Genomic DNA, 24,110 nt, shown 5'->3' with positions numbered 1-24,110 from the left:
AAAAGCGGAGGCCCGGAGGATCCCCCTCCGGGCCTCCCTGGGGGCGCAGAAGCACGCTCCCATCCCGTTTCCGCCTTTACCTCGTCATCATCGGTAGGTATACCTGCCATCCCCTCCCTACGGCCACCAACTTCTTGACCTGGAAGGTCTGCCCGAACTGTTCCACCTCCAGGGTCACCGTGTGGAGCCCGGGGGTGTCCCAGGTGAAGGTGGCGGAGCTCTCGCCCTGGCCCTCGGCGGGATCGGGTTGCCACAGGAACAGGAGTTCCGCCGCGTCCTGCGGCATCACGAGGGCGGTGAAGGTGGCCGTCTCGCCGAGGTCCAGCATGGTGGGACCAAGGATAGAGGCCCACTGCACCGGCGCCGTCACCTGCACCTGGAACGTGGTTGTCGCCTCCTGAGAGGGATCGCCTTCGGACGTGGCGGTCACCCGCACCGTGTTCACCGTGCCTGGCGCCGCGTTCGCGGGCACGGTGATGGTGATGGGCAACGCCATTCCCGCGGTCTCGGTGATGGTCGTCCGGAAGCTGTAGCCCGCGGGCGTCCAGCCTTGCTCGTCACCCACCGTCACCGTGACGGCAGCGGGGAGAGCGGTCAGCGTTTGCAGGTACACGTGCGCTACCACCTGGCCACTCGGCGGCGCCCACAATTCCGCCGGCTCGGCCCGGGCCGTGAGGCCGGCGGGGGTGGGGAGCCAGCCCGTGAAGTCCACGCCTGCGCTCACCGCATCGCCTGAGCCGGGCCCCTCGCCGCTCGGGCCGCTGGCGTCGCCCCACCAGTTGCCGCGAGCGTCCACGGTCACCGAGGTGTCCTCGTTGCGCAGGCCGAACGCCGCGTTCCCGTTGAAGGTATTGTCCCGCACCGTGGGCTGGGACCCACTCATGGTGCGGATGCCGTCGCGGCCGTTGTTTGTGATCGCGTTGTTCACGATCTCCGGGTTCGACCCCTCCTCTGCGATGATGCCGTCCCCGGCGTTACCAGAGATCTGGTTGCCCTCGATGCGGGGACTGGCGTTCTTCAGGTGAATGCCTGTGAACAGGCACCAGCTGTTGTTGATGGTGTTGTTGCCCATGGTGCCGGCCAGGAACTGGCTATTCTGGATGTAGATGCCGCCGCAGTTGTTCAACAGACGGTTGCCCAGGACCGTGGTGTGATCCGTGCGATTGATGTAGATCCCGTACTCGGGATGGTTGGTCACGATGTTGCTGAGGATCTCGATGTAGTTGGCCGTGTCTACCAGGATGCCGTTTTTGCCCCAGCCGAAGTCGTAGTTTTGTGTTGCCCGGTTCCCCCGCACCACCGTACGCCTGGCTCGACGATCTACCGTGCTGTTCTTCAGGGCGATCGCGTTGCCCTTGTTATCCTCGAAGCGGTTGTTCAGGATCTGTGTTTGGCGGGAACCGTCGCTGTAGACGCCGTCTCCCTCATTCTCCACAAAGGTGTTGTTCTCGATCTTATTGCCCTCGGCCACGAAGAGAGAGACGCCGTGGCCCTTGTTGAACTGGAACTGGTTGTTGAGGATCTCGTTCTTGTGCGCGTAGGCCAGGCGCAGCCCATCGCCGCCGTTGCCCTTGTCCATACCCACCAGGTTTTCTTTCAACACATTGCGCTGGGAGCCGCTATCCAGCACGATGCCGTGTTCCCCTTGCTCCTGTACGATGTTCTTGGATATCTCGCTCTGATGGGTTTCCTGGAAGTGGATGCCGTAGCGCCCGCTGCGATACACCTTATTGCCCTGCACGCGGCTCTTGTGGGAGAGCCGCAGGTAGATCCCATCGTATGGGCTGTCCTCGACGGTGTTCGCCCCAATTCTGTTCTCCGGGGACTCGTCCAGATAGATGCCATAGCGCCCGCTCTTGGTGACGCGATTCAGTTCGATGCCGGAACTCCCGTCCCAGCCCGTATTGCGCGGCGCCTTCTCCAGATGGATGCCATCCTTGGCGGCGTCGGAGATCTCGTTGTTCCACACCGTGTTCTTGGTGGTGTTCACCAGCGTGATGCCATGCTCGCGGGGCTTGCTCACCTGGTTCGACCAGATGTGATGGCCACCGCCGCCGATGACCGCGATGCCGTTTCGTACCTCGCGGATGCGGTTGGGGGTTTCGTCGTCGGCCTGGGCGACGGTGGCAGCGATGGCATGATGCAGATAGATCCCATCGCCGCTGTTGTTGGCGATGAGGTTGCCCTTGACGTTCACGTGATCTCCATAGGAGATGAGGATACCGTGGCCGGTGTTGGCCGCCACCTCGTTCTTGAGGATGGCCGTTCGCTCGCAGCCGACTTTGTCCATGGTCTGGCCGTAGCACTCCAGATAGATCCCGGTGCCGGCGCTGTAGGTGACCTCGTTCCCCTCAATGCGGTTCTCCTTGCCCCAGAACTGGAGGATGCCGTGCCCACCCGTGGTATTCACCCCCCGTCGCACGGCGGGGTCCTGGGCCATGCCGAGGGCCGTGGGGCCCACCGTATTGCCCGCCACCGTGGTCTTCTCGCTTTTGTAGAGGAAGATCCCATAGCCACGGTTGTCCTTCACCGTGTTGCCTCGCACCTGGGCGGGGCTCTCCCACAACAGGAGGCCGCCGTTGTTCCCCTGGATCGTATTGCCGCTCACCACCATATTCTGCCCGCCGCGGGCCATGATGCCCCGGCCGACCATGTTCCTCACCGTGTTGGTGACGATGCGGCTGTCCGAGAGGTTGACCAGGTACATGCCGTTGATAGGAAGCGAGGAGGCGCTCGGGCGGATGCCAGATTGGGCGGCCGAGTACTGGATCGTGTTCTCTTGCAGGATCACTTTGCTGGAGGACACCGCGCGCACGCCTGTACGTCCGACGCCATTGATCGTGTTCTTTTGGACCTGCACGTCTTGGGATGAGGTGATGGCCACGGCGTCTTGCGAGATGTTGGTCAAGGTGTTCTCCCGGATGTCCACATCCTGGGCCGAGGAGACGATCACGCCGTTCTGCTGAACATCGGCGATGGTGTTGCGCGCGACCTCGATCCCCTGAGCGTTGGCGATGGCCACGCCCGTTTCGACGAGGTTCCTCATCGTATTCTCCCCCACCCACAGGGATGAACTATCCTCTATGTAGATGCCTTGCTTGGTGCGTGCGCGCCCGTCGATGATATTATTCCAGACTCGGTTCTGATCGTCCCGACGGGTCGTGGTGCAGCGGTAGAAAGCCAGGGCTGCTTTGCCCGGGAGGAAGAACTCGTTCCCCTGGCGGATGTCCAGATCACGGGAATCCTCGCAACGCAAAGCCTCCTCCTTCTGGTCTTGGAGGGCGTTTTTCTCCAACATGAGGAAGCCGGTGACGTTCTTGAGATACACGCCGTAGGTGCCGTAGAAGATGAGATTGGCGCGCGCGGTCAGGTTCGTGGCGTTCTCTCCGTAGATGCCCGTGTCCGTATCCCGCAGGGCGAGAGTGCATCCCACTACCCGGGTATCCCGCGCGCCGCCCGTCACCACGATGGCGCGGGCGGATGCCGTGATGGCGTCCGTAAGATCAATGGAGCAATCCTTTCCTCGGTCGTTATCCTCTTGGGAGATGCGAGTGCCCTCGCCGCCTTCGATATAGATGGCGTCCCCAGCGTTAGATATCAATATCGGGTTGATGATCCGGGTGTATTTCGCGTTCTTGACATAGATGCCGTATCCTCCGCTATCGTAGATCGCATCCCCCTCCAGCACATTGGAGGTCGTCTGGCTCCCGCCCCCTTCGACCACGATGCCATGTCCGGAGTGGTGGCCGATCTTGTTATTCCGCAGGTGCACCATGTGTGAATCACGCAGATAGACGCCATGGCCGAGGGGCAGTTGCTGTTCGGCCTGGGTGAGCGACGCACGCGCTCGATTTTTCTCCACCGTGTTGTCGGTGATCAGGGCGTCGAAAACGCCGTCAAGGAAGATCCCTCCGCCATTGTGTGAGACTTTGTTCCTCTCGAAGCGGATCCGCTGCTCCTCGTCATTGGTCAGGATGTTGGGGCCAAGGTAGGCGCCGTAGGCCCGGTTATTCTGCAGGATATTGTCGCGCACAAGGCTGTTGGCCACGTCCTTGAAGAAGAGCCCGTAATCGTTGCCTTCCAGGCGGTTTTTGAGGATTTGGACGTTGGTGAGGTTCGAGACGCCGTTGGTGGGATGGGCGGCGATGCTTGCCTTGCCCTCGCCGGTGGCGCCATAGATGACGAATCCATGGATGGTGGTGTTGTTTCGGGTGATCTCCACCGCGTGCGCGTCAGGTTGGGCGGCCTCGATGAGGGAAGTGAGGGGGGATTGCGCCAGGATGGTCAGCTCTTTGGTGACGCGCACGTTCTCTCGGTAGGTGTCAGGGCAGACTTCCAGTGTGTGGCCATCCACGGTGACGTCCGCGTCGATCCCTCCTTGAATGGTGCCAAATCCCTTCTCCGGCTTCAGGGAGACATTCCACACTCGGGCGATCTCGTGTTCCGGCCCCACGATGGGATTGGGCGGCAGCTTCTCGTACTTGTCGGTGGGTGGATCAAGGGGGATAGCTCCTAGCTGCTTCACGCTCGTGGTCACCTGGAAGGTCTTGCTGCGGGCATCCCAGGTCATCTTGTCCGGATCGAGCTTGTAGGTCAGCCGCAGGCGCACCGTCCCGCCCTTGGGGATGTGCAACCCGAAGCTGAACGAGATGGAGCCATTATCCCTGTCGTATCTGGCCGTGCCTAAGAGGCGGTTGCCGTAATAGAGATGCGCTTCCTGGATATCGTCCTTTTCATTTCCCGTACCCGACGCGTTGAACGTGATCGAGGAGACCTGCCAGTCCGAGACCTCGTTGACGGAAAGGATAATGTTCTGAACCCGCCATTCGTCGGATGATGGGCATGTTTTCTGGGCTTCCCCGGAGACGCCCATGGTCAGGATAGGGATGCCGGGCGTAGGCGTCGGGGTGGGGGTGGGGGGCGCTTTGGCATCATAGAAGACGTTGCCCCGGTAATAGCCGGAGGGCGGATTGAGGAACTCGATGGTGTTGTAATCGATGACCGTGCCGCCGGGAGCTGCCTCCGCCCCCGTGGACACGTAGCCGGGCGGGTCCACCTCGACGACGCGATAGTCGCGATAGCCTGCAACCTCCTGCCGGTAGAGGGCGTACAGTCCCTGCCGATCGGTATACACTTCCTGGATGGCATTCCAGGCCTCCTCCTCGGTGGTGCGCGCGAGGAGCCGGATGAGCACGCCTATCAAGGGATTGCCGGCAGAGTCCTTCACCGCTCCCTCAAAGTGATATTCACGTGTGGTCGTGGGCGTGGGGGTCGGCGTAGGCGTAGGGGTGTCGGTGACCACGATATATTCGGTTGTAGGTGTAGGGGTTGCCGTCGGCGTGCTCGTCGGGGTAGGCGTGGGTGTGGATGTGGACGTGGGCGTGGATGTCGGGGTAGGAGTGGCGGCAGAGGCTGTGTGGTACAGGATCGTTGTTTCATTGCCCACCGCGTACACAATGCTGCTCGTGCCCCATACATCCCGCAGCCCATTGGTAACCCCGCTGTTCATGGATGACCAGGTGCTTCCGTCATAGTGGACGATAGACCCGCTGTCTCCTACGGCGTAGATATCTGTGGCAGAGGTGCCCCAAATGCCGTAGATGTAGTCGGTCGATCGGTTCAGGGGAAGGGTGAGAGGACTCCAGGAGGAGCCATCGTAGTGGTATGCTCTTCCGCTTTCTCCGACGATGTAGAGGTTGCTCGATGAGGTCCCCCACATGCCGAAGAGCGCGGATGTCGTGGGAGAGGACATGGGTTGCCATAGGGTGCCGTCATAGCGGTAGATTTCCCCCGTGTTCGTCAGAGCATAGACCTCCGTGGGAGATAGGCCCCATACGTGGTTGAACCAGAGGTATCCCAGGCTTGAGACGACGAATTGGAGTGACCAGGTGCTGCCGTCATAGTGAAAGATACGTCCCTCAGTGCTGGCGGTTCCTGAGTCATTGCCTCCGACGATGAAGATGTTATCCGGTCCTGTTCCCCAAATGCTATATGCCCGGCTCAGCCCCAGTGAGCTACCTGCCTGCGTCAGCTGGAAGTTGGACCACGTGCTGCCATTGTAGTGATATACCTCTCCATATTCGCCCAGGACATACACATCGTTAGAGGCGGAGCCCCAAACGTCGTATAGATAGTAAGAGAGGTTATTGGGTCCAACCCGGCTCCATGAGGTCCCGTCGTAATGCAGGATGGTGTAGCGGCTTCCTACGACGTAGATGTCGCTAGGGGATGTCCCCCATATGGCGCGAAAGTCGCTGATGAGGGTGCCGAGATCGACCTTTGTCCACTGGCCCTGGCTGATCGCATAAGGGGTGGAGATCCCCGCGGCCCGTGCGGCATCGCTTACACCCCATGAGGGTAGGGGCGGAACGAGCGTGATCCCCAGGACGACGAGGACGATGAAAAGGAGGAACAGGGGGGAGCGGAGCAGCTTCTCCATGTGCATGACAATACCTCCTGATGTCCGCCTTCGAGGCGCTCTCCCCAGGGGATATGGGCCGTGGAGAGGCCTCCGCGGCTATTCATGTACTGTTCGATTTTTCGGGTAGCCCATCTTTGGTTGGGTGTTCAAACGCACTCTTTGGAGCGTTGCTGCGGGGACTGGAGCGCCATGCCCGGGTTTTGGGGAGGGGGTGTGCGCGTCGTCGCCCTTCCTCCGCCGTCTGCCTCGGGCCTCGAGCTTTTCTCTCTTCAGGGGCGCTTGTCCCTGAGGAGGGAAGCGTGGAGGGGAGCCCCTCCGACGTAAGCCTCCAAGGGTAGGATCCCTCCGTGGGCGGGTCGCCCGGCCGGGATCTACCTTAAGAATATTATACAAAAAGTTCGGGCCGCCAGGTATGGGAATTTGCCGGGGATATGGCGTACCTTGGTCAGGGATGCCCGCGAGCCCTTGTCGCTGGCCGGCCGTTGCGTCGATGGCCGCTGTCGTAGTAAAATGGGGCAGGCAAGATCCGTATAGTTTCTCGCCCGCGTTTCCGCATTGGAGGGAACCGTGTCCTCGAGGCGCAGGGGCATCCACACCATTGGTCTGACCGTTTTTGTCGTTGCCGCCCGACGCGTGCCCATCCTGAGGGAGGTGCTGGGCGGGCTGGACGTGGCCCAGACCCTGTATCAGATCTATGAAGATTGGCTCTCCGACGTCTCCGCTGACGCGCAGGCTTGCCGAGCCCTGGAGAAGGCGTGTGAGGACTGGGCATGTTTCCTGGAAAGGGAGATGTCTTCCTCCGGTCGCGATCTGGCGCAACATGCCTACATCGAAGCCCTCTTTTTGCTGCAGGATCACGGCCTGGACGAACGAGCGCTGGCGGACCTGAACTTCGACCCCCGGAAAGCCGCTGAAGCAACCCTCAAGGCGGGGGAAAAGCGCTTGCAACTGGTGGAAGAGGGGGCGCTCCTTGCTATCAAACATCTGGTGCGCACATACTATGAGACCCTTCTGAGGTATCCGGAGATTCGAGATCTGGGTTTCCAGCAGGTAACGCTGGAGCGATTGGATCACCTCGACGGGGCGCTGACTGCGCTGCAGCAACAGCTCGAAGAGCAAGCGCGATCCCCCAGGGCGAGGGCCTGGGACGCTCTCGATCCCGTGGTGAGAATTGAACAGGTCGAGCCTGAGGCTCGCTTTACCCTCCACGAGCTCAAGGCCCAGTACCTGTATCATCTCATTCCTCTCATCGGGGAAAAGTTTCACTCCCTTCATGACAATCTGGTGACCTGGGCCCAAGGCTTGGATCGGGAGGAGGCCCGGGTAAGGCTGCAGTGGCTCCACGGCGCTGGCGGCGCGGGCAAGACCCGTCTCCTGTTGGAGGTGGGCATGACTTTGCAGAAAAGCGGCTGGCGGGTGGGCTTCCTGCCTCGCTCCCCTCAGGGGTGGAGCGAGGAGCATATACAGGTATGGGCCGACCCGGAGCGCCCCACACTCCTCATCGTGGACTACGCGGAGATGCGTCCCTTTGGTCATCTGGAGGCCCTGCTGGACGCGGTGGTGGCCGTGAAGGGGCGGGAGGCCCCCCTGGCGCTGGTCTTCCTCACCCGTCAGGCCCCCACGTCGCCAGAGGACCCTACCAGACGTAGCCCGTTCTACGAGGACCTGCGTCAGTGGAGTATCCGGGGTGTCGAGCACCTGTGCAGCCTCTTGGTCGAGGACATGGCCCCTCGATCCATCCCTTCCCTCAAGGAAGCCGAGCGCCGGGAGCTCTTCGACGTGGCCGTGAACGCGTTTCGCAGGCGCCTGGCCGTGGGAGAGGATGTGCCCCGGGTAGAGTATGAGGACGACGCGCTGCCTCGTCGTCCTCTGGCCTTGATCCTGCTGGCATTCCTGGCTGCACAGGGGCACAGGGTGCTTGACAGCCGGGACGAAGAAGCCATTTATCAGAATGTGTGGGACTGGGAGCGGGACAAGTGGGCCCGCATCTTGGACCAAATCGCCCGGGGGAGCCTGGATGGCCACCTGGTGCAGATGGCCCAGGCGCGCGTAGAACAGGCCCTGGTTGCAGCTACCCTGGGCCGTCCCTTCTTCACGCCCGAGGAAGTGGCCGCGTTTTGGGAGCGATGTCCACCGGTTGGCGTGCGTCACCCGCGGAGGGAGACGCTGGATCTCCCCTGGCTGGCGCAGCAGGTGCCTTATATCGTCCCCTCTCTCCCCGCAGAGGAGCGTTTCTGGCCGTCCTCCCTGCTCTCGCCTGTCGCCCCGGACCCTCTGGCGGACTTCGTGTTGGCGCGATGCAAGGATCTGGCCGCGCTCACCCGCGCGATCTTGCCCACACCTGGGAAGATGGAGGCGGTTTTCCAGCGCTTGAAGGTATCCTCTCGACCACCTGAGATTCTCGCTGTAGGGGCACAGGACATTGTGCCATTGTTATGGCCCCTGATCACTGCCCGAGAGGTGTTGCCTCGCCTGTGTGACGCGTATCCGGAGGCCGCGCGAGCCGTGGCCGGGACGCTGGCCGCTTGGCTGGAGGAAACGGCTAGGGAACTGGACGCGCACAATCCGGAAGCAGCCCGCGACTGGATGGAAACCTGGCGCGCCAACCTGCCTGACCATCCCGAGCGCACCCTGGCCCACCGGGAGATGTTGGTCGGACTGTATCAGGCCTTCCTGGCCGTAACCCGTGATGAGGCTGAACAGGCGAGGTGGCGAAGCAATTTGGGGGTAGCCCTCTCGGCGCTAGGGCGGCGGGAGGCGGCCTTACAGGCCACGGAGGAAGCCGTCAAGATCAGACGGGATCTGGCTCGTCGGAATCCGGACGCCTTCTTGCCGGACCTGGCTATGAGTCTCAACAACTTGGGCAACAGGCTTTCCGAGTTGGGGCGGCGGGAGGCGGCCTTACGGGCCACGGAGGAAGCTGTCGAGCGGTATCGGGATCTGGCTTGTCGGAATCCGGACGCCTTCTTGCCTTACTTAGCCACCAGTCTCAATAACTTAGGAGATCGCCTCTCCGAGTTGGATCGGTCGAAGGAGGCGCTGAGAGCCTACGAGCAAGCGGTACGCATACTTGCACCTTTCTTCGTGCGCCTTCCAGCGGCGTTCGTCCGCCGCATGGCGTACATGACTCGCGACTATCTTGAGGCCTGCCGGGCGGCGGGCCAGGAACCGGATGAGGAACTCTTGGCGCCGGCTGTGGAGGTGCTCCAGAAACTGTCGGGGGAGGACGCTCCGTAAGCGCAGCACCTTCACAGGGAGGCGACCGTCAACGCCCTCATCACTACCTCTTTGATCTCTCCTGAAGTCTGGCCTTTTCAAGTAGTAGGGGCGACGCATCCTATGACGCCGGCTGTATGACGCGAATTCCCTACATCGGAGACACTGGCGCCTGTCTCAGCGAGATCTCTGAGGATGCGTCGCCCCTACCTGCTGTCAGCTACTCCAGGGTCGTATACCCAAATCGCCACGGCTCGCCGTCCATGGGAAGGTCCTCCAGCCGGGCCTGACGCAACGCTTGGAAGCGGGGCTGCATCTCCTCGAGGCCATCTCCTCCCAGCTTTTCGAGCAGCGCGTCGGCCAGGACGAAGCAGGCCATGGCCTCCAATACCACGCCGGCCCTCGGCACGGCGCAGAAATCTGACCGCTCGTAGCTCGTCGTGGCCGGCTTCCCTGTGGCCAGATCCACCGATCGCAACGGGTTCAGCGTGGTGGCGATGGGCTTCATGGCCACGCGGGCGACGATGGGCTCGCCCGTGGTGATCCCCCCCTCGAAGCCGCCGGCGCGGTTGGTCCGCCGCACCAGCCGGCCGTCCTCCAGGAAGATCTCATCGTGCACCTGGGTGCCCGGCCGCCGGGCGTTCTCGAACGCGGGGCCGATCTCCACGCCCTTCATGGCGGGCACGGACATCAGCGCCCAGGCCAGCCGGGCGTCCAGCCGCCGATCCCACTGGACGTGAGAGCCCAGCCCCGGCGGCACGTGCAGCGCCACCACCTCGATCACGCCACCCAGCGTGTCCCTGTCCTCCATCGCCTGGCGGATGCGCTCGCGCACGGCCTCCACCCGGTCCGGGTGGACCACCCGCACGTCGTTCCCCTCGGCGGCGGCGAACCGCTCCGGATACGGCATGTCCTCCGGCGGCCTGGCGTCCACCCCGCCGATCTCGAGGGTATAGGAACCCACGACGATGCCGAACTCGGCCAGCAGCCGACGACAGGCCGCGCCCACGGCGACGCGGGCGGCCGTCTCCCGGGCGCTGGCCCGCTCCAGCGCCAGCCGCAGCTCCCGGTATCCGTACTTGATGGCCCCGGTCAGGTCGGCGTGCCCCGGCCGGGGCACGGTCATGGGCTTGACGTCCCGGTCCCGCCACTGGGCGTAGTCCCGGTTGACGATGCGGAAGGAGATAGGCCCGCCGGTGGTGCGCCCGTTCATCACCCCCGCGGCGATCTCCACCGCGTCCTTTTCGATCTTCATGCGGCCGCCGGAGCCGTACCCCTTCTGGCGGCGCGCCATGTCACGGTTGATGTCATCCGGCGAGAGCGGGAGCCCCGCCGGCATCCCCTCCAGGATCGCCGTCAGGTATGGCCCATGGGACTCCCCGGCCGTCAAAAAGCGCAGCATGTTCCTTCCCCGTTTACGTTTTACTGGAGTTTGGTCTTTTTCTTTGAGGCCCTATATATACGGCCTCTTTTATGGCATCCCCCTATATCTTGATGTGAGTAGCGAAGGGCACTGCCTATTCGCATCAACTGAACAGCATGAGCGAGGCCCCCGCTTGTCGCTTTTTCCCTCCACGGGCGGTCGCACTTGAAAAGGGGAGGTGCGGAGGGGAAGAAGCCCCTCCGCAGGAAAACTCTTTTTCTCGCCTTTTCCCTGCCTGGTTGGGGCTTTGGCCGGTGGCCTCCGGCCCCACGGGGCAGGTGAAGGGCTGAAAATAGAGTTCTTCGGAGGGGCTACCGCCCCTCCGAGCCACCCCAGAGATGCAGAGCGGGGTAGCGAAGGGCAGTGCCCTTCGCTACCCATAGGGCCAAACCAAGGGTTTTATTCTTTACGCTTTCCATACAGTATATCACCCAGTATATCACCGAGGCACCAGCCTGAAAAGGAAACGCCGACGCACCATGACCCACAGCAGGAGCACGGCCCCGATCTCCAGCACGCTCCGCCCGATCGGGGGCACCCATGCCCGGGGGATGTTCAGCGCCACATAGGTCAGGATGATGTGCATAAGATACACGTAGAGTGAATGCTGGCCCAGCGGGATCAGCACGTGGCCCACCGTTCGGGCCAGCGGCTCCCACAGGCGATCCAGCGTCAGGAACGCCACCAGGAAGACCACCAGGAAGTTGGCGACCCGCCCAGGCCCCAGCAGGCTTTTGTCGAACCAGAAGCGATAGGTAGGGCGGTCCAGGTACAGGTAGCCCACGTTGAGCAATTGTCGGTAGACGAAGAAGACGGCGAAGGCGCCGAGCAGGAGTCCGTAAAACGGCCAGCGCGGCGTCCTCGCCCACCACCGACCGATCTGATCCCGGTGATGGCCGGCGGTCAGCCCCAGGAAGAACAGGAGCTGCCAGGATGCGAACGGGAAGACGGGATCGGAGCCGCGCTCGCCCAGGAGGATGGGGAGGGAGAGCGCGTAAGGGTGCAGGAGCTGGTACAGGTAAACGGCGACGGAGGCCGCCACCACCCACACGACGCGGCCGGAGGCCAGCAGCCACAGGACGGCCGGCGTGACCAGCAGGAACGCGATGTACATGGGGAGCACGTCGAACAGGGCCGGCTGGTAGCGCAGGGTGACGAGGTCCCAGATGGCCGTTCCCAGAGATCCCATCTCCCGCGGGGACCAGAACCCCGCCACGGTCAGGTAGACCAGGAAGAGCAACAGGAACCCCTGGTGGGCCAGGTAGAGTTGCCCGGCGCGTCGCCACAGCCGGAGGATGACCATCCCCCATCCCCGCTCCCGCAGTCGGCGGGTGTAAACGATCCCCGCCACCAGGCCGGAGATGAAGACGAACCCCTCCGCCCCGGTCACCGTGCCGATGAACTCCTTGGTGACCAGGTGCAGTGCGGAGGGCCATAGATGATCGATGACCATCACGGCCAGGCAGAGGCCGCGCAGGAAATCCAGGCGCAGGTCCCGCCGGCTGCCCCGGGCGTCGTAGCGCCAGTGGGCGGTCCTGGCGCTCAGCCGGGCGGCCAGTGCGCGATACGGGCGGAGCATCGGATGCGTGGCGAGGGCTTTCATGGCGCATCAGGGGAGCGATGGAAGCCGACCGTCGGGAGGGGGGCTCATCGGGTCGGACCGGCCAGCGCGTAAGGCGGATCGCCTACCCGCTATCTTGTGGTTGATGCGGTGGGAGACCTCTATATGTTGTGTGTTGCTCCCTACGGATAGGGCGCTTTCGCTAGGGCTCCGCCGGCTTTTGGGCCATGATCCACAAGAATTCGACATAATCTCCGTCCTCCATCTCCCCTTCCACCTGGGCGACCTCGATCCGGAACCCGGCCGCCTCCACCAGGCGTCGGTTGGTCTCGCCGTCGAAGTGGCTGAAGAAGGTGGGCGCCCCGAGCCAGTCCGGCTCGTAGAGGTCCTGCAGATCGTGTGCCCCCATGGTGCCCAGGAAGATCCCCCCGGGACGCAGGATGCGGAAGATGTCCGCCAGCAGCTCTGGGTGTTCCGAGCGAGGCACGTGGATGATCGCATAGAAGGCGGTGACGGCGTCGAAGGCGGAGGCGGAGAAACAGGGCCAGGCGATGTCCCCGCGCACCAGATGGGCGGTCGGAACCCGTCGACGGGCCAGCGCGAGCTGCCGGGCGGAGATGTCCACACCCACGACGTCGTACCGTTGCGCCAGCGTCCGGGTCATGGGATCGCCGGCGCCGCAGCCCAGGTCCAGCACGCGGCCCCCGGCGGGCACCCGGCTCATCAGCAGCTCCAGGTATCGCCGCCGGACCGCGGCGGGGCGCTCCCGGGTCCAGCGCAGGTAGCGCTCCGCGATGCGGTCGTAGCCGGAGGCCACGGCTCGCTTGGGATCGGGGGGCAGGTCGTTGGCCTGGGACATGCTATTCTCGAGCGGATTGCCGCAGGGCGGCGAGCAGTGCCCGGGTCATGACCTCCGCGGACGGCTCGATGCCCGTCCAGCGGCGGAAGGAGGCGGCCCCCTGGTGGACCAGCATGCTGATCCCGTTGAGCGTCGTGCAGCCGGCCTCCCTCGCCCGGGCCAACAGCCGGGTCTCCTCCGGGCGATAGATCAGATCCATGACCAGACACTGGCGTGGGAAGGGCAGATCCTCCGGCCATGGACATGCGTCCGTGTGCGGCCACATCCCCACCGGCGTGCAGTTGACGATGAGGTGTGTGGGCTCTCGGATCAGGTGCAGATCGTCGGGGAGGCGGTGGGCCTCGTACCTCGTCTGGGGGAAGAGGGCGCTCATGTCCCGGGCGATGGCCTCCGCTCGCTCCGGCGTGCGATTCCACAGGCCCACCCGCTCGGCCTTGGCGGATCCCAGCGCATAGGCCACGGCCCGGGCGGATCCCCCGGCGCCCAGGATGGCCGCGTGCGAGCCCTGAATGGCGAAATCGACCTCATGCAGGGCGGCCAGGAACCCGTAGGCGTCCGTGTTATCCCCGTGGAGCGTCCCGTCCTCCTCGACCCAGATGGTGTTCACCGCGCCGATCGCCCGCGCCGCGTCCGTTTGATCGGCCAGGTGGGGGATGACGGCCTGTTTGTGGGGCACGGTCACGTTGGCTCCGGCGAAGCCCAGGGCCCGCAGCCCCCGGAGCGCCGCCGCGATCTGATCCGGCGGGACGGGCAGCGGCACGTAGCACCAGTTCAGCCCCAGTGCCTGGAACGCCGCGTTCTGCATGGGGGGGCTGAGGGAGTGCTCCACCGGCCAGCCCATGACGCCGACCAGCCGTGTGCGTCCGTCGATCATCGTGCCTCCCATGGCGCCCGTCACACGCGGCTTATCCGACCACGCTGGCGCCCAGGGCGGCCAGACATTCGGGGAACTGCGGGAACGATTTGTCGATGCACTCCGCCCCCTCGATCACCGTCTCCCCCTCGGCGATGAGCCCGGCCACCGCTAGAGCCATCGCCAGCCGGTGATCCTCGTGCGCGTCCACCGTGGCGCCCTGGAGCGGGGTGGGGCCTCGCACGGTGAACCCGTCCTCGGCCGGGTCGATCTGCGCCCCCATCTTGCGCAGCTCCTCCACGACCGTGGCCACCCGATCCGACTCCTTCACCCGCAGCTCGGACGCGCCCCGGACGATGGTCTCCCCCTCCGCCTGGGTGGCCAGCACGGCCAGGATGGGGAACTCGTCGATCATGCGGGGCACCCGCTCGCCCTCGACGGTGACGCCCTCCATACCTTCGGCGGCGCGCACACGCAGGTCCGCGACGGGCTCTCCCCCGCCGGACATCCGCTCGTCCAGTCGCTCCACTTCGGCGCCCATGGGGGGTAAGACCTCCAGCAGTCCCGCCCGGGTGGGGTTCACCCCGACGTTCTCCAGGGTGATGTCGGAGCCGGGGACCAGCAGCGCCGCCGCGATCAGGAAGGCGGCCGAGGAGATGTCGCCGGGGACGGCCATCGTCAGCGGCGCCAGCGGCGTGGTGGGCGGCGTGATCCGCACGGATTGTCCGTCCCGGGCGATGAACACGCCCATGGCCTGCAGCATGCGCTCGGTGTGATCCCGGCTGGGGGCGGGCTCGTGCACGGTCGTGGTGCCGCCCGCGAACAGCCCGGCCAGCAGAATGGCGGATTTCGCCTGGGCGGAGGCGACCGGCAGCTCGTATTCGATCGCCGACAGATCGCCGCCGTGGATCGCCAGCGGGGGGAAGTTGCCGTCGTCTCGCCCCAGGATGGTGGCGCCCATCTGGCGTAGGGGGGTGACCACACGCTTCATCGGGCGGCGGCGCAGCTGCTCCGAGCCGTGAAGGATGGTCGTGAACGGCTGTCCGGCCACCAGACCGGACAGGAGCCGCATGGTCGTGCCCGAGGACTCGCAGTAGAGGATGTCGGTGGGCTCTCGCAAGGAATGCAGCCCGCCTCCCCACACGACCACCTCGTTCTCCTCCGGGCGCTCGATCTCCGCTCCCAGGGCGACCATACAACGCAGGGTTGCCAACGTATCGTCAGAAGCCAGCCAGCCGCGGGCACGGGATTCTCCCTCGGCCAGCGCGGCCAGCATGAGGAATCGGTTGGAGATGGATTTGTCACCGGGTACACGTAGCCGCCCGCGCAGCGGGTTACCCGGTCGGATACGCAGTTGGGCCATCAGTGTTCGCTCCGTTGGGCCAATGAGATTGGGAAATCGCTGCCAGAGGGGAGTGGCTCGCGTCACTCCAAACCGCCTCGCGAGGGGCAAAACGTTACCCTATTTCTGGACGATCTCCCGCGGCGGTATTGTAAATGCGTATCCCCGATCCGTCAAAGCGGGGTTTCCTCGGAGGGGTTGTATCCCCTCTGGGTGATCAGGGCACGTCCCCTAATCAGGGGGCGGTGAAGCGGTGACGTGCGCGTCGAAGATCCAGATCTCCTGTGTTTCGGGAAGGTCGGCTCTGGACAGCCGGATGGACGATATTCGGCGCACGTTGGTCCGCCCTTCCAGCCAGCGCTCGATGCCCTTCAGCGTGGATTCCGGGGCGGTCAGCCCGGGGATCAGATAGTGAGTCGGGATCACCACGGCCGGATCCAGTTGGCGGATGAGCCGATCCACCTCCTCGAAGGAGAGAAGGTGGCACGAATCGTCGACCGGGATCATCAGGATGTCGATGGGGCCGATCGTCTGGACGAGGGATGGAGGCGGATCCGGCCGGCCATCGCCCAGGTGGCAGAAGCGCAGCCCGGCCGCTTCGACGGCGAAGATGAGGTTCTCCTGGTTGAATTCCTGTCCGTAGTGTCGGGCGTGCTGCCACATGACGCCGCGGATCCGGAAGCCCTCGCCCCGGAGCTCCACGGGATGCCGGAGGATGGTGGGCCGCCCCGGCAACTCGTCGATGGCGTCGTGGTCAAAGTGCGGGTGAGTGACCATCACGATGTCGCATTCGATTTTGGGGGACGGCCGCAGGAACCACGTGCGGTCCGCCGGGTTCCGGAAGGGATCGATCAGGAGCCGCGCGCTGGTGGGGAGGTCCCACAGAAAGGCGCAATGGCCAAAGTAATGGAGCGTGACGGTCTCCGTCGGCTTTCTCATGACGCTTCCATGGATATCGAGGACGGTTCAGAAAATAGTGGGCGCTTTTGCCAGATGAGCTGGCGGATGTGGAGGATCGCCCTGCTTGGAGCTCACGTGGATCGCCCGGTCCGAGAGTTAGCCACCGTCAGCGGACCTCGGGTGAGCATGTCTTGCAGCGTAGACTGTGCCTGCTGTACGTTGCGGTGCATGTAGTCGGTCAGCTTCTGCGCGGCCTCTTCGTCGCGGCCGGCATCGATCATCTGCCGGGCCTCCGCGGCGATCTGGTAGGCGGTCTCCAGCAGCTTGTCCTGGAAGCCCCGCCACACGGCCCGTACAGCCGCGGCGGCCTCGCCGCTGGGGTCCTGCCGCACGGCGCGTTCGAGCTTGCGGAACAGCCACCACAGGCTCTTATCGCTGGGCTCCGCGTCGCCAATGGTCAGGGCTGCCGGGATCTGACCCTGGATGAAGACGGGGAGGAACACGCCCAGGCAGGGGGAGTAGAAGCTGCACCAGTAGACGGGCAACCGGGACCCGTCGGCGCAGAGATCTGCCACCAGGCTGGCGGCCGTGTTCACGCCGACCTCCTCGGTGTAGTGCCAGCAGATGGAGATGCCGTTAGGGGGCTCCTCTCGGAAGGGCTCCTCCGGATCCTCACCGTTGGAGTGATCGCGCAGCAGGGCCATCATGGTGCGGACGTCGATCTCTCCTCGGTGCTTCTTCAGCACCGCGCAGGAGCGGGCTCTGCGCTGGGGGCCGCCTCCGAACTGCCTGCTGGAGAAGTCGCAGTAAGCCTCGGCGAAGTGGAGCCGTCCCTGCTCCAGTTGCCACCAGCCCTGCTCGATGGCGTGGCGCTCGGCCGAGGGGGACAGCCGCTCCCAGTCCGTCCCGATGGAGTGGATGTTGCTGATGCCGAGCGTGGATTCGACCCGCTTCACCGCCCACTCGTGGCCTGCGGTCTCGATCACGTATGCCTCATGCGGGTCGGCCACCAGGAATCCGTTGTCGTAAGTGCCCACGTCGGCGCCCCCCTGGAAGCGGCCCTGTCCGTATGTGGTGATCAGGTCGGTTATGACCTCCACCGCCTCGGCGGCGGTCCGGCCGCGCTCCAGGCCGAGGCGTACCAGGTCCATGCCCAGCAGTTTCGGCTCCTCGAATACGGGGATCTTGGAGGCCAACGCCTCGTTGCCGATGGCGACCTGGTGCTCGTTGAAGCCGTGTTCGTAGCCCCAGCACCAGTAAGGTCTGGAGCCGACGTGTCGGTAGGTGACGGCCGCCTGGGGGATCTCCAGAAATTGGCATCGAACGAAGGTTCCGCCCGGATGGGCCTCTCGATCCCGCTGGACGAGGGGCTGGCTCTCCTCCTGAGGGCGGTCGCTGTTCTTGGCGAAGAGGGTCTGTCCTCCCTTTGTCGCGTTCGGCAGCGCGACCATCGTATCGCAACTGAATGGCATCGTGATCCTCCTTGGATGTCGGGAACGCATCAGGTTTCCTGTTGGCTGCTGAGCACCACTCGCGCGTTGGGATGGGCGTACAGGCTGTAGGCCAGCCATGTGGGATCGCCGGCGCGGCGCACGGCCAGCCGGGCCTGGCGCGTTGCCTCCGCCACCGTCTCGCCGTCGAGCAAGCCCTGGTAGAATGCTCGGATGAAGTCCAGTGCCCGGTCATCGGTGGCCTCCCAGAGGGGGGCCAGGAGGAGTCCGGCGCCGTTGCCGATGAGCCGGTTGGCCCAGCCCCCCAGACGCGTCAAGGCCCAGCCCTGTCGTCCGCCGTGGCAGGCGTTGAAGACGAACCCGGGCCTGCGTTCGCGGATCCGTTCTTCGATGTCCGATCCCACGATGGCCTCCGGCGTAAGCGCTCTTCCGTCCTGGAGCCAGACGGCCGAGTCCGCATCGGGGGCGGTGGGGTGGAAGCGGTCCTGGGCGGCCACGTGGATCCAATCGTACCCGCCCGCTTCCAGCAGCTCGATTACTTGAGGCCAGGTGGGCGGGTCCGGGCTCAGGTCGGAGAGGGCATACCGTGACGTCAGCTCGGCCAGAAGGCGCCGTTCCTCCCGGGCGACGGCCAGATCGGGGGCGGTGGGGGCCAGACAGGCCAGGGCGCCGAAGCGGAGGAGGACGGGCGGGGCCTCGTGCCCATCGCCTTGGGGCCCCCGGCGGAGCCAGCGTGCCAGGCGCATGGTGATGCACCAGGGCCCATCGTCCTGCCAGCCGTGTCCATAGGGCCAGATCAGCTCCCACGGGATATGAGGTTCGTCGGAGACGATGAGCAGGGTCTCGTCGTGCCAGCTTCCGCGCTCGATCGCGTAAGCGCGTTTCAACTCCTCCGGGATGAGCTCGCGCCACAGGTTCTGGCCCAGGGTCCGGAGGACTTGCTCCGGGTCCTCCGGCGGCAGCACCTGTCGGCGTTCCGGCCCGGCCGAGCGGGCGGGATCGATCGCGTGTGCCGTGAGAAGCCTCTCGTATAGCTGTTCGATGTAGGTCTTCGGATCGCTTCCCAGCAGGGTGGGGTAGAACCTTCTCCCGGCATCGCTTCCCCGCCTGAGCTCGAATCGCAGCGCTGGCTGCCCCTGGAATCGTTCATAGGCGATGTAGAGCATGCGATCAGGAGGGGGCGCATCGGGCTCGGCGCGTAGCACCCTCCCGAACCTGGACGCCTCCTGCGCGCTGATCTCGTGAGCCGTGACTTCCACAGGCACGCTGACCGTCCCGATGGGGTTCCCGGCCTGGAAGAAGTCGAGGTAGATGCGGGTGCAGCCGGTGTCGCGCGGGCGTAGATCGAAAGCCAGATCCGGCGTGCTATCGGCATTGGGTAGGATGAGCGTCTCCTGCTCCGCCGAGTTGAGGATATCGAAGGCGGGCGCGTCTATGCGCACGCGTACGGGCATCCCCGTATAGGCGGCCAGCTCCACGATGTCTGCGCCGTATCCCGGCGGGCGCATCGTCAGTCGGACGACGACGGGGACGCGCGGCGTCTGGACCCATACCCGGCGCGGGCAGGTGACCTCGGCATAGCGGGTGATGGTGGGATGGAGCAGGCGTGTGAGAGCAGGCGTGGTGCGCTCTAAGGTGCCATATGTGGAGGGCAGTTGCTGGCTCTGAAAGGCGACCATCTCCCCGATGAGGCGCTGGTGTGCCTCGGGATACTGGCTGAAGTGATCCAGGATCAGCGCCCGGGTGATGGACTCCTGGGCCGGATCGGCCTCCAACCGCTCCAGATATCCCTCCAGCTGGCTCCTGAATTGAGGCCAATCATCTCCGATGAGGTCGGGGAGCTGTGGCCAAAGCGACCGGATAGCCTGAAGCAAGGCGATGGTTGGGTCCATCGTCACACTCCTGTGAGGTGAAGGGCATTTCACCGGAAGGGGATCTTCTCGGGCAGTGCTCGGGAGATGTGCCGTCGGCCTGCATTATAGCAGGGCGGTGGGTGGGCGCAAGCAAGCGCGGCGTTGGCAACGGGCCCTTTCCGTGGAAACGCTGTCGCATGCGAACGGGTCGGAATCGACACGGCGATTCCCATGTCATGGCGGGTGGTGCTCCCGTGTATCACCTGCATGGAGGGGCGCAGCGGAGTGGGCATCATGGGCCGTTCCGCGGGGCTTCCACCACGTCGGGTGCATGATCAGGCCCCGGGATCTCGCAGATTCCGGGGCCCTGGGGGTCGTTGGAATGGATCAGGCTGTGTCTCGGCGCTCGGTGTCAGCCGGCGGGCGGGTGGACGCGGCTGACCGTCCCGGATGTGAGGGATGCGATCCCCATCAGCACCAGCTTGAACGGGTAGAAGATCCCATCCATGATCTTGTTCACCAGGCCTAGCACCCACTTCGCCGCCCGCAGTAGCGGATCGATGACGTGCATGACCGACCAGTGCGCGTAGAGCAGCGCCAGCGCGATGGTACCGGCGGAGATGGCGAACTTGGTGAGGTCGCCAAAGTGCGCTCCGGCGAAGTCCTCCAACAGCAGCTCGACGCTGATGTTCAGGATCAGGATGAACGCCGTCGGCGCCAGGATCGGCTCCCGGGTGACCAGGTTGGCGAAGATGCCGGCGGCAAAGCGCATGGTGAGGATGCCGATGGCCACGCCCAGGATCACGATGGCCAGATGGCGGGACAGGGCCACGGCCGCCACCACGTTGTCCAGGCTGAAGGCCAGATCGGCCAGCTCGATGGACAGCACGACGCGCCAGAAGCGGCCGTCCTTCGGCTGGGGGGCGCCGGACTCGGACTCATGGCTTGGCTGGCTCAGGTGTTCCGCTGCCAGCTTGAGCAGGTACAGGGCGCCAACCAGCTTCAGCCAGGGGTTCTGCACCACCCACGCCGCCAGCACCAGCATGAGGGTCCGCCCGGCGTACGCTCCGAACAGCCCCACCCTCAGGGCTGCCTGTCGCTGGGGGCCCAACAGCCGGTCCAGGCGATGGCCAAACGGGGCCATCCATTTGGGCCAGGGGACGGAGCGGTCGGCCGGTAGCGAGGCCGCCATCGCCCCCAGAACGGCTGCGTTGTCCAGGGAGAGGATGCCCTCCAAAAAGATCAGCTGTACGATGACCAGCAGTGCTGCCATGCTCTCTTCCTCGTATCGGTCTGCGTATCCGGCGACTTACGGCCCCGGCAGGGTCTCCGTCCGGCCGGTGAAGCCGTCGGGCTATTCGCGTGATGTCCTTCCCCACATCCTCGTGGGGTCTTTCGCATATCGTGTCCGCGTCCCGCCCGGGCGGGGAGCGCTATGCGTCCGATTCTGGAGATGTGCCATCGTGCCATGCCTCCAGGGTCGCTCGCAATCGCTCCCAGGCCCTCCGGACCTCTTCCGCCCGCTCTGCGGAGGGCGGCTCCAGGTCGTAACGGGCCTGGATGTATCCCTGCGTGATCACGCTCAGCGGCTCTCCGGAGTCCGGCACCGCCGCGCTGAGCGCCTGCGCGTATTCAACGGGTGTCTGACCCCGCAGGCGAGGGAGCCCGCGCTCCTTGGCGGCCATCAACAGCGCCTGATAGAGCGCCCGGATCACGCGGCGCGTCTGGGGCTCGCCGTCCAGGGGCAGAAATGGGCTCAGCGCCTTCCGGGGTGCCCAGCGAAGGCGGTCTACCCACCCTCTCCACAGGGCGGAGAGCTGCTCTCCCAGTAGATCCCGCGATAGGATCAGTTCACGCGTTTCCTCGACCTCCTCCGCCTCGTTCCCCCAGAAGCGGCGTAGGGCCAGAGCGAAGGCCAGGGCGATCGCCACGATGAGCCCGATCACGCCGAACCAGCGCGCCGTCTCGCCGATAGCAGGTGGGAGGGTAGGGCCTGGATTCCGTGAGATCTCCTCCAGCTGCTTTTGAAAGTCGGGCATCTGTAATGGCTCGTTGCGAGGGGCCGAACTGACCAGCGACTGGAGCCAGTGGATAAGCGGGGTCAGGACCAGGAAGACCACGTAGGCGACGGCGAACACGGTGTAGTACAGCACCATCCCCAGGATCCGCAACAGGGCGGAGGACCAGCCGAACGCCCGGGCGATGGCCTCCGGTGTGACGAGGGCGCTCAACAGCAGCCCGACTCCCAGCAGCGCGACGATGACGGAGAGGACGCTGACCAGCCAATATCGGCTGAGGCGGGGTTGCTTCTCGGCGTCCCCTCGACCGGTCTGGCGCGCGACTTCCAGGCTGGAGAGAGCCAGCGCGGCCATGCCCACGGCGAAAAAGGCCAGCATCCATTGTTCCGTGCCGGCGGGCAATCCGTTGGGATCAGACGAGCCAACCAGCAGGAGGAGCGCCAGGATCAGGAAGCCGGAGGCGAACGTACCCCACACGCGCTCGTGGGTGGGGGGAAGCCGGCCGTCCAGCACGCCGCGTAGCCACAGGTACGCGGCTGCCAGCAGCGTGATGAGGGGTGGGGGCACCTCCACCTGCCAGTGGCTTAGCATCCGCCCCAGCGCGATCAGCCAGCGCACGTCCCAGAGCGCGTATCCTGCGCGAGCGAACAGCCACCACAGCAGGCCGAAGATGATCCCGATCCCCGTGCCGGCGATCCATGCGCGAGCCCGAGCGATGCTCCAGGATCGCCCCAGCACCCAGCGCGTCATCGCCATGCCGCCCAGCAGAAGCCCGATGATCTGCCAGGGCGATAGCAGGTTCCCCTGATACGATGGTGTCAGCCAGCGCTGGATGAGCTGCAGCCACGGCCACATCCAACAGAGCCGTAGGATCGCCGTCAGGAGCGGCAACGTGATGTCGTTCAGCCAATGCCAGCGACGCCAGTTCATGCCAGGCCTTGTCCACGTTGAGATCGCGAGGTGGCGCTCGGCGGCGGGATGCGCTCCGTTTCGCTCCCCGAAAGGCGTCGGGTCATGAGGCGGTTTCCTCCTGCTCCTGCCAGATCTCCTCCACCGGCACGGGCACGCGCTCGATCAACTCGCCGATGATCTCCTGAGCCGATCGGCCGCGCAGTCGGGCATCCGGGCTGAGGATCAATCGATGGGCCAATACGGGGATCGTCAGCCGTTTGATGTCATCGGGGATTACGTAGTCGCGCCCCTGAATGGCGGCCAGCGCCTGGCTTGTGCGATGGAGCGCCAGGCTGCCGCGCGGGCTTGCCCCCAGCGTGATGGCGGGATCGGTCCGGGAGGCGCGCACCAGGTCGAGCAGGTAGTCCTCCAGGGCGGGATGCACGTAGACCTGTCGACATAACCTGCCGGCCTCCTGGATCTGTTCGGCCGATACCACCGGCTCGATGTGATCCAGCGGGTTGTCCGTCTGGAAACGGTGCAGGATCTGCCGTTCCTCCTCTCGCTCCGGATAGCCCAGCGCCACGCGCAGCAGGAATCGATCCACCTGGGCCTCGGGCAACGGGAAGGTGCCCTCCAGCTCCACGGGGTTCTGGGTGGCCAGCACCAGGAACGGGCGGGGCAGGGGGCGGGTGACGCCGTCCACCGTTACCTGGCGTTCCTCCATGGCCTCCAGCAGCGCCGACTGGGTGCGCGGCCCGGCCCGGTTGATCTCATCGGCCAGCACGATCTGGGCCATGATGGGGCCCGGGCGGTATTCGAACTCACCGGTCTTCTGGTTGAAAACGCTTACGCCGGTGATGTCGGAGGGGAGCAGGTCGGGGGTGAACTGGATGCGCTGAAAGGTGCATCCCAGCGAACGAGCCAGGGTCTTGGCCAGGGTGGTTTTCCCGATGCCGGGCACGTCCTCCAATAGCACATGGCCCTCGCAGAAGAGCGCCACCAGGAGCAAATCGATCACATCTTCCTTGCCGACGATCACCCGGTTGACGTTTTCCCGCACAGCTCGGGCGATCTCTCCTACCATCGTGATATCCGTCAAGGCACACATCCCTTCACTTCCCTTAAGCCCATGAGAGATGGCGGGGCCACAACAAAAAAGCCCCTACCACTCGCCGTTCTCGTGGGTAGAGGCTATCCACCGCCGAGCAATCGTTGGCACGAGCCTCATCGCGCGAATTCCACAACTCCATTGTATGCAACCGGGCCGCGGTGTCAAATATATCGCCGCTGTGGTGGTGTGTCCAAAAGGAGGGGGGAAT

Annotated in this window: 13 protein-coding genes; 1 reads left to right on the top strand and 12 read right to left on the bottom strand. The window is 64.7% G+C overall.

The window, feature by feature from the left end; genetic code table 11:
- Positions 1-76 precede the first annotated feature (76 nt).
- Entirely contained in the window at positions 77-6,445 is a 6,369-nt protein-coding gene (locus tag GXP39_10520; GenBank protein ID NOZ28470.1) for a PKD domain-containing protein, read from the bottom strand.
- A gap of 1,494 nt (positions 6,446-7,939) precedes the next feature.
- On the opposite strand from GXP39_10520, the gene GXP39_10515 reads away from it, so the two are divergent.
- On the top strand, positions 7,940-9,658 hold the full coding sequence (locus GXP39_10515; protein ID NOZ28469.1) for a tetratricopeptide repeat protein: 1,719 nt from the start codon (positions 7,940-7,942) through the stop codon (positions 9,656-9,658).
- Between the two features lie 199 nt (positions 9,659-9,857).
- Here the strand turns inward: GXP39_10515 and aroC are convergent, their stop codons facing one another.
- The 11 genes from aroC to GXP39_10460 all read right to left on the bottom strand — a co-directional run bounded on the left by aroC (position 9,858) and on the right by GXP39_10460 (position 23,875).
- On the bottom strand, positions 9,858-11,036 hold the full coding sequence (gene aroC, locus GXP39_10510; GenBank protein ID NOZ28468.1) for a chorismate synthase: 1,179 nt from the start codon (positions 11,034-11,036) through the stop codon (positions 9,858-9,860).
- 463 nt (positions 11,037-11,499) lie between these two features.
- On the bottom strand, positions 11,500-12,663 hold the full coding sequence (gene OpgC / locus GXP39_10505) for a succinyl transferase OpgC (protein ID NOZ28467.1): 1,164 nt from the start codon (positions 12,661-12,663) through the stop codon (positions 11,500-11,502).
- 160 nt (positions 12,664-12,823) lie between these two features.
- On the bottom strand, positions 12,824-13,480 hold the full coding sequence (locus tag GXP39_10500) for a class I SAM-dependent methyltransferase (protein ID NOZ28466.1): 657 nt from the start codon (positions 13,478-13,480) through the stop codon (positions 12,824-12,826).
- A gap of 1 nt (position 13,481) precedes the next feature.
- Complete coding sequence (locus tag GXP39_10495; GenBank protein NOZ28465.1) at positions 13,482-14,366, bottom strand: shikimate dehydrogenase; 885 nt, start codon at positions 14,364-14,366, stop codon at positions 13,482-13,484.
- A 19-nt stretch (positions 14,367-14,385) separates the two neighbouring features.
- Entirely contained in the window at positions 14,386-15,696 is a 1,311-nt protein-coding gene (gene aroA, locus GXP39_10490; protein ID NOZ28464.1) for a 3-phosphoshikimate 1-carboxyvinyltransferase, read from the bottom strand.
- Positions 15,697-15,906: 210 nt separating this feature from the next.
- Positions 15,907-16,614, bottom strand: coding sequence for an MBL fold metallo-hydrolase (locus tag GXP39_10485; protein NOZ28463.1), 708 nt, complete (start codon positions 16,612-16,614; stop codon positions 15,907-15,909).
- Positions 16,615-16,706: 92 nt separating this feature from the next.
- A complete protein-coding gene (locus GXP39_10480) occupies positions 16,707-18,047 on the bottom strand; it encodes a secernin-3 (GenBank protein ID NOZ28462.1) in 1,341 nt (446 codons plus the stop codon).
- Positions 18,048-18,076: 29 nt separating this feature from the next.
- Positions 18,077-19,918, bottom strand: a complete 1,842-nt coding sequence (locus GXP39_10475; GenBank protein ID NOZ28461.1) for a CHAT domain-containing protein — start codon at positions 19,916-19,918, stop codon at positions 18,077-18,079.
- 373 nt (positions 19,919-20,291) lie between these two features.
- Positions 20,292-21,152, bottom strand: coding sequence for a tellurium resistance protein TerC (locus GXP39_10470; GenBank protein ID NOZ28460.1), 861 nt, complete (start codon positions 21,150-21,152; stop codon positions 20,292-20,294).
- 160 nt (positions 21,153-21,312) lie between these two features.
- Positions 21,313-22,827, bottom strand: coding sequence for a DUF4129 domain-containing protein (locus GXP39_10465; GenBank protein NOZ28459.1), 1,515 nt, complete (start codon positions 22,825-22,827; stop codon positions 21,313-21,315).
- 82 nt (positions 22,828-22,909) lie between these two features.
- Positions 22,910-23,875 (bottom strand): MoxR family ATPase, encoded by a 966-nt coding sequence (locus GXP39_10460; protein ID NOZ28458.1) that lies wholly within the window; start codon positions 23,873-23,875, stop codon positions 22,910-22,912.
- Between the last annotated feature and the right edge of the window lie 235 nt (positions 23,876-24,110).

It is taken from the genome of Chloroflexota bacterium, assembly GCA_013152435.1.
Classification (GTDB): domain Bacteria; phylum Chloroflexota; class Anaerolineae; order DUEN01; family DUEN01; genus DUEN01.
The sequence above is the reverse complement of the archived record's forward strand: the minus strand, read 5'-3'. Positions and strand labels throughout refer to the sequence as shown.

Excerpts from the sequence above, each read along its gene's own strand:
- GXP39_10520 (NOZ28470.1), bottom strand. The coding sequence starts at position 6,445 with ATGCACATGGAGAAGCTGCTCCGCTCCCCCCTGTTCCTCCTTTTCATC.
- GXP39_10515 (NOZ28469.1), top strand. The coding sequence starts at position 7,940 with ATGCGTCCCTTTGGTCATCTGGAGGCCCTGCTGGACGCGGTGGTGGCC.
- OpgC (NOZ28467.1), bottom strand. The coding sequence starts at position 12,663 with ATGAAAGCCCTCGCCACGCATCCGATGCTCCGCCCGTATCGCGCACTG.
- GXP39_10500 (NOZ28466.1), bottom strand. The coding sequence starts at position 13,480 with ATGTCCCAGGCCAACGACCTGCCCCCCGATCCCAAGCGAGCCGTGGCC.
- GXP39_10495 (NOZ28465.1), bottom strand. The coding sequence starts at position 14,366 with ATGGGAGGCACGATGATCGACGGACGCACACGGCTGGTCGGCGTCATG.
- aroA (NOZ28464.1), bottom strand. The coding sequence starts at position 15,696 with ATGGCCCAACTGCGTATCCGACCGGGTAACCCGCTGCGCGGGCGGCTA.
- GXP39_10485 (NOZ28463.1), bottom strand. The coding sequence starts at position 16,614 with ATGAGAAAGCCGACGGAGACCGTCACGCTCCATTACTTTGGCCATTGC.
- GXP39_10480 (NOZ28462.1), bottom strand. The coding sequence starts at position 18,047 with ATGCCATTCAGTTGCGATACGATGGTCGCGCTGCCGAACGCGACAAAG.
- GXP39_10475 (NOZ28461.1), bottom strand. The coding sequence starts at position 19,918 with ATGGACCCAACCATCGCCTTGCTTCAGGCTATCCGGTCGCTTTGGCCA.
- GXP39_10470 (NOZ28460.1), bottom strand. The coding sequence starts at position 21,152 with ATGGCAGCACTGCTGGTCATCGTACAGCTGATCTTTTTGGAGGGCATC.
- GXP39_10465 (NOZ28459.1), bottom strand. The coding sequence starts at position 22,827 with ATGAACTGGCGTCGCTGGCATTGGCTGAACGACATCACGTTGCCGCTC.
- GXP39_10460 (NOZ28458.1), bottom strand. The coding sequence starts at position 23,875 with ATGGTAGGAGAGATCGCCCGAGCTGTGCGGGAAAACGTCAACCGGGTG.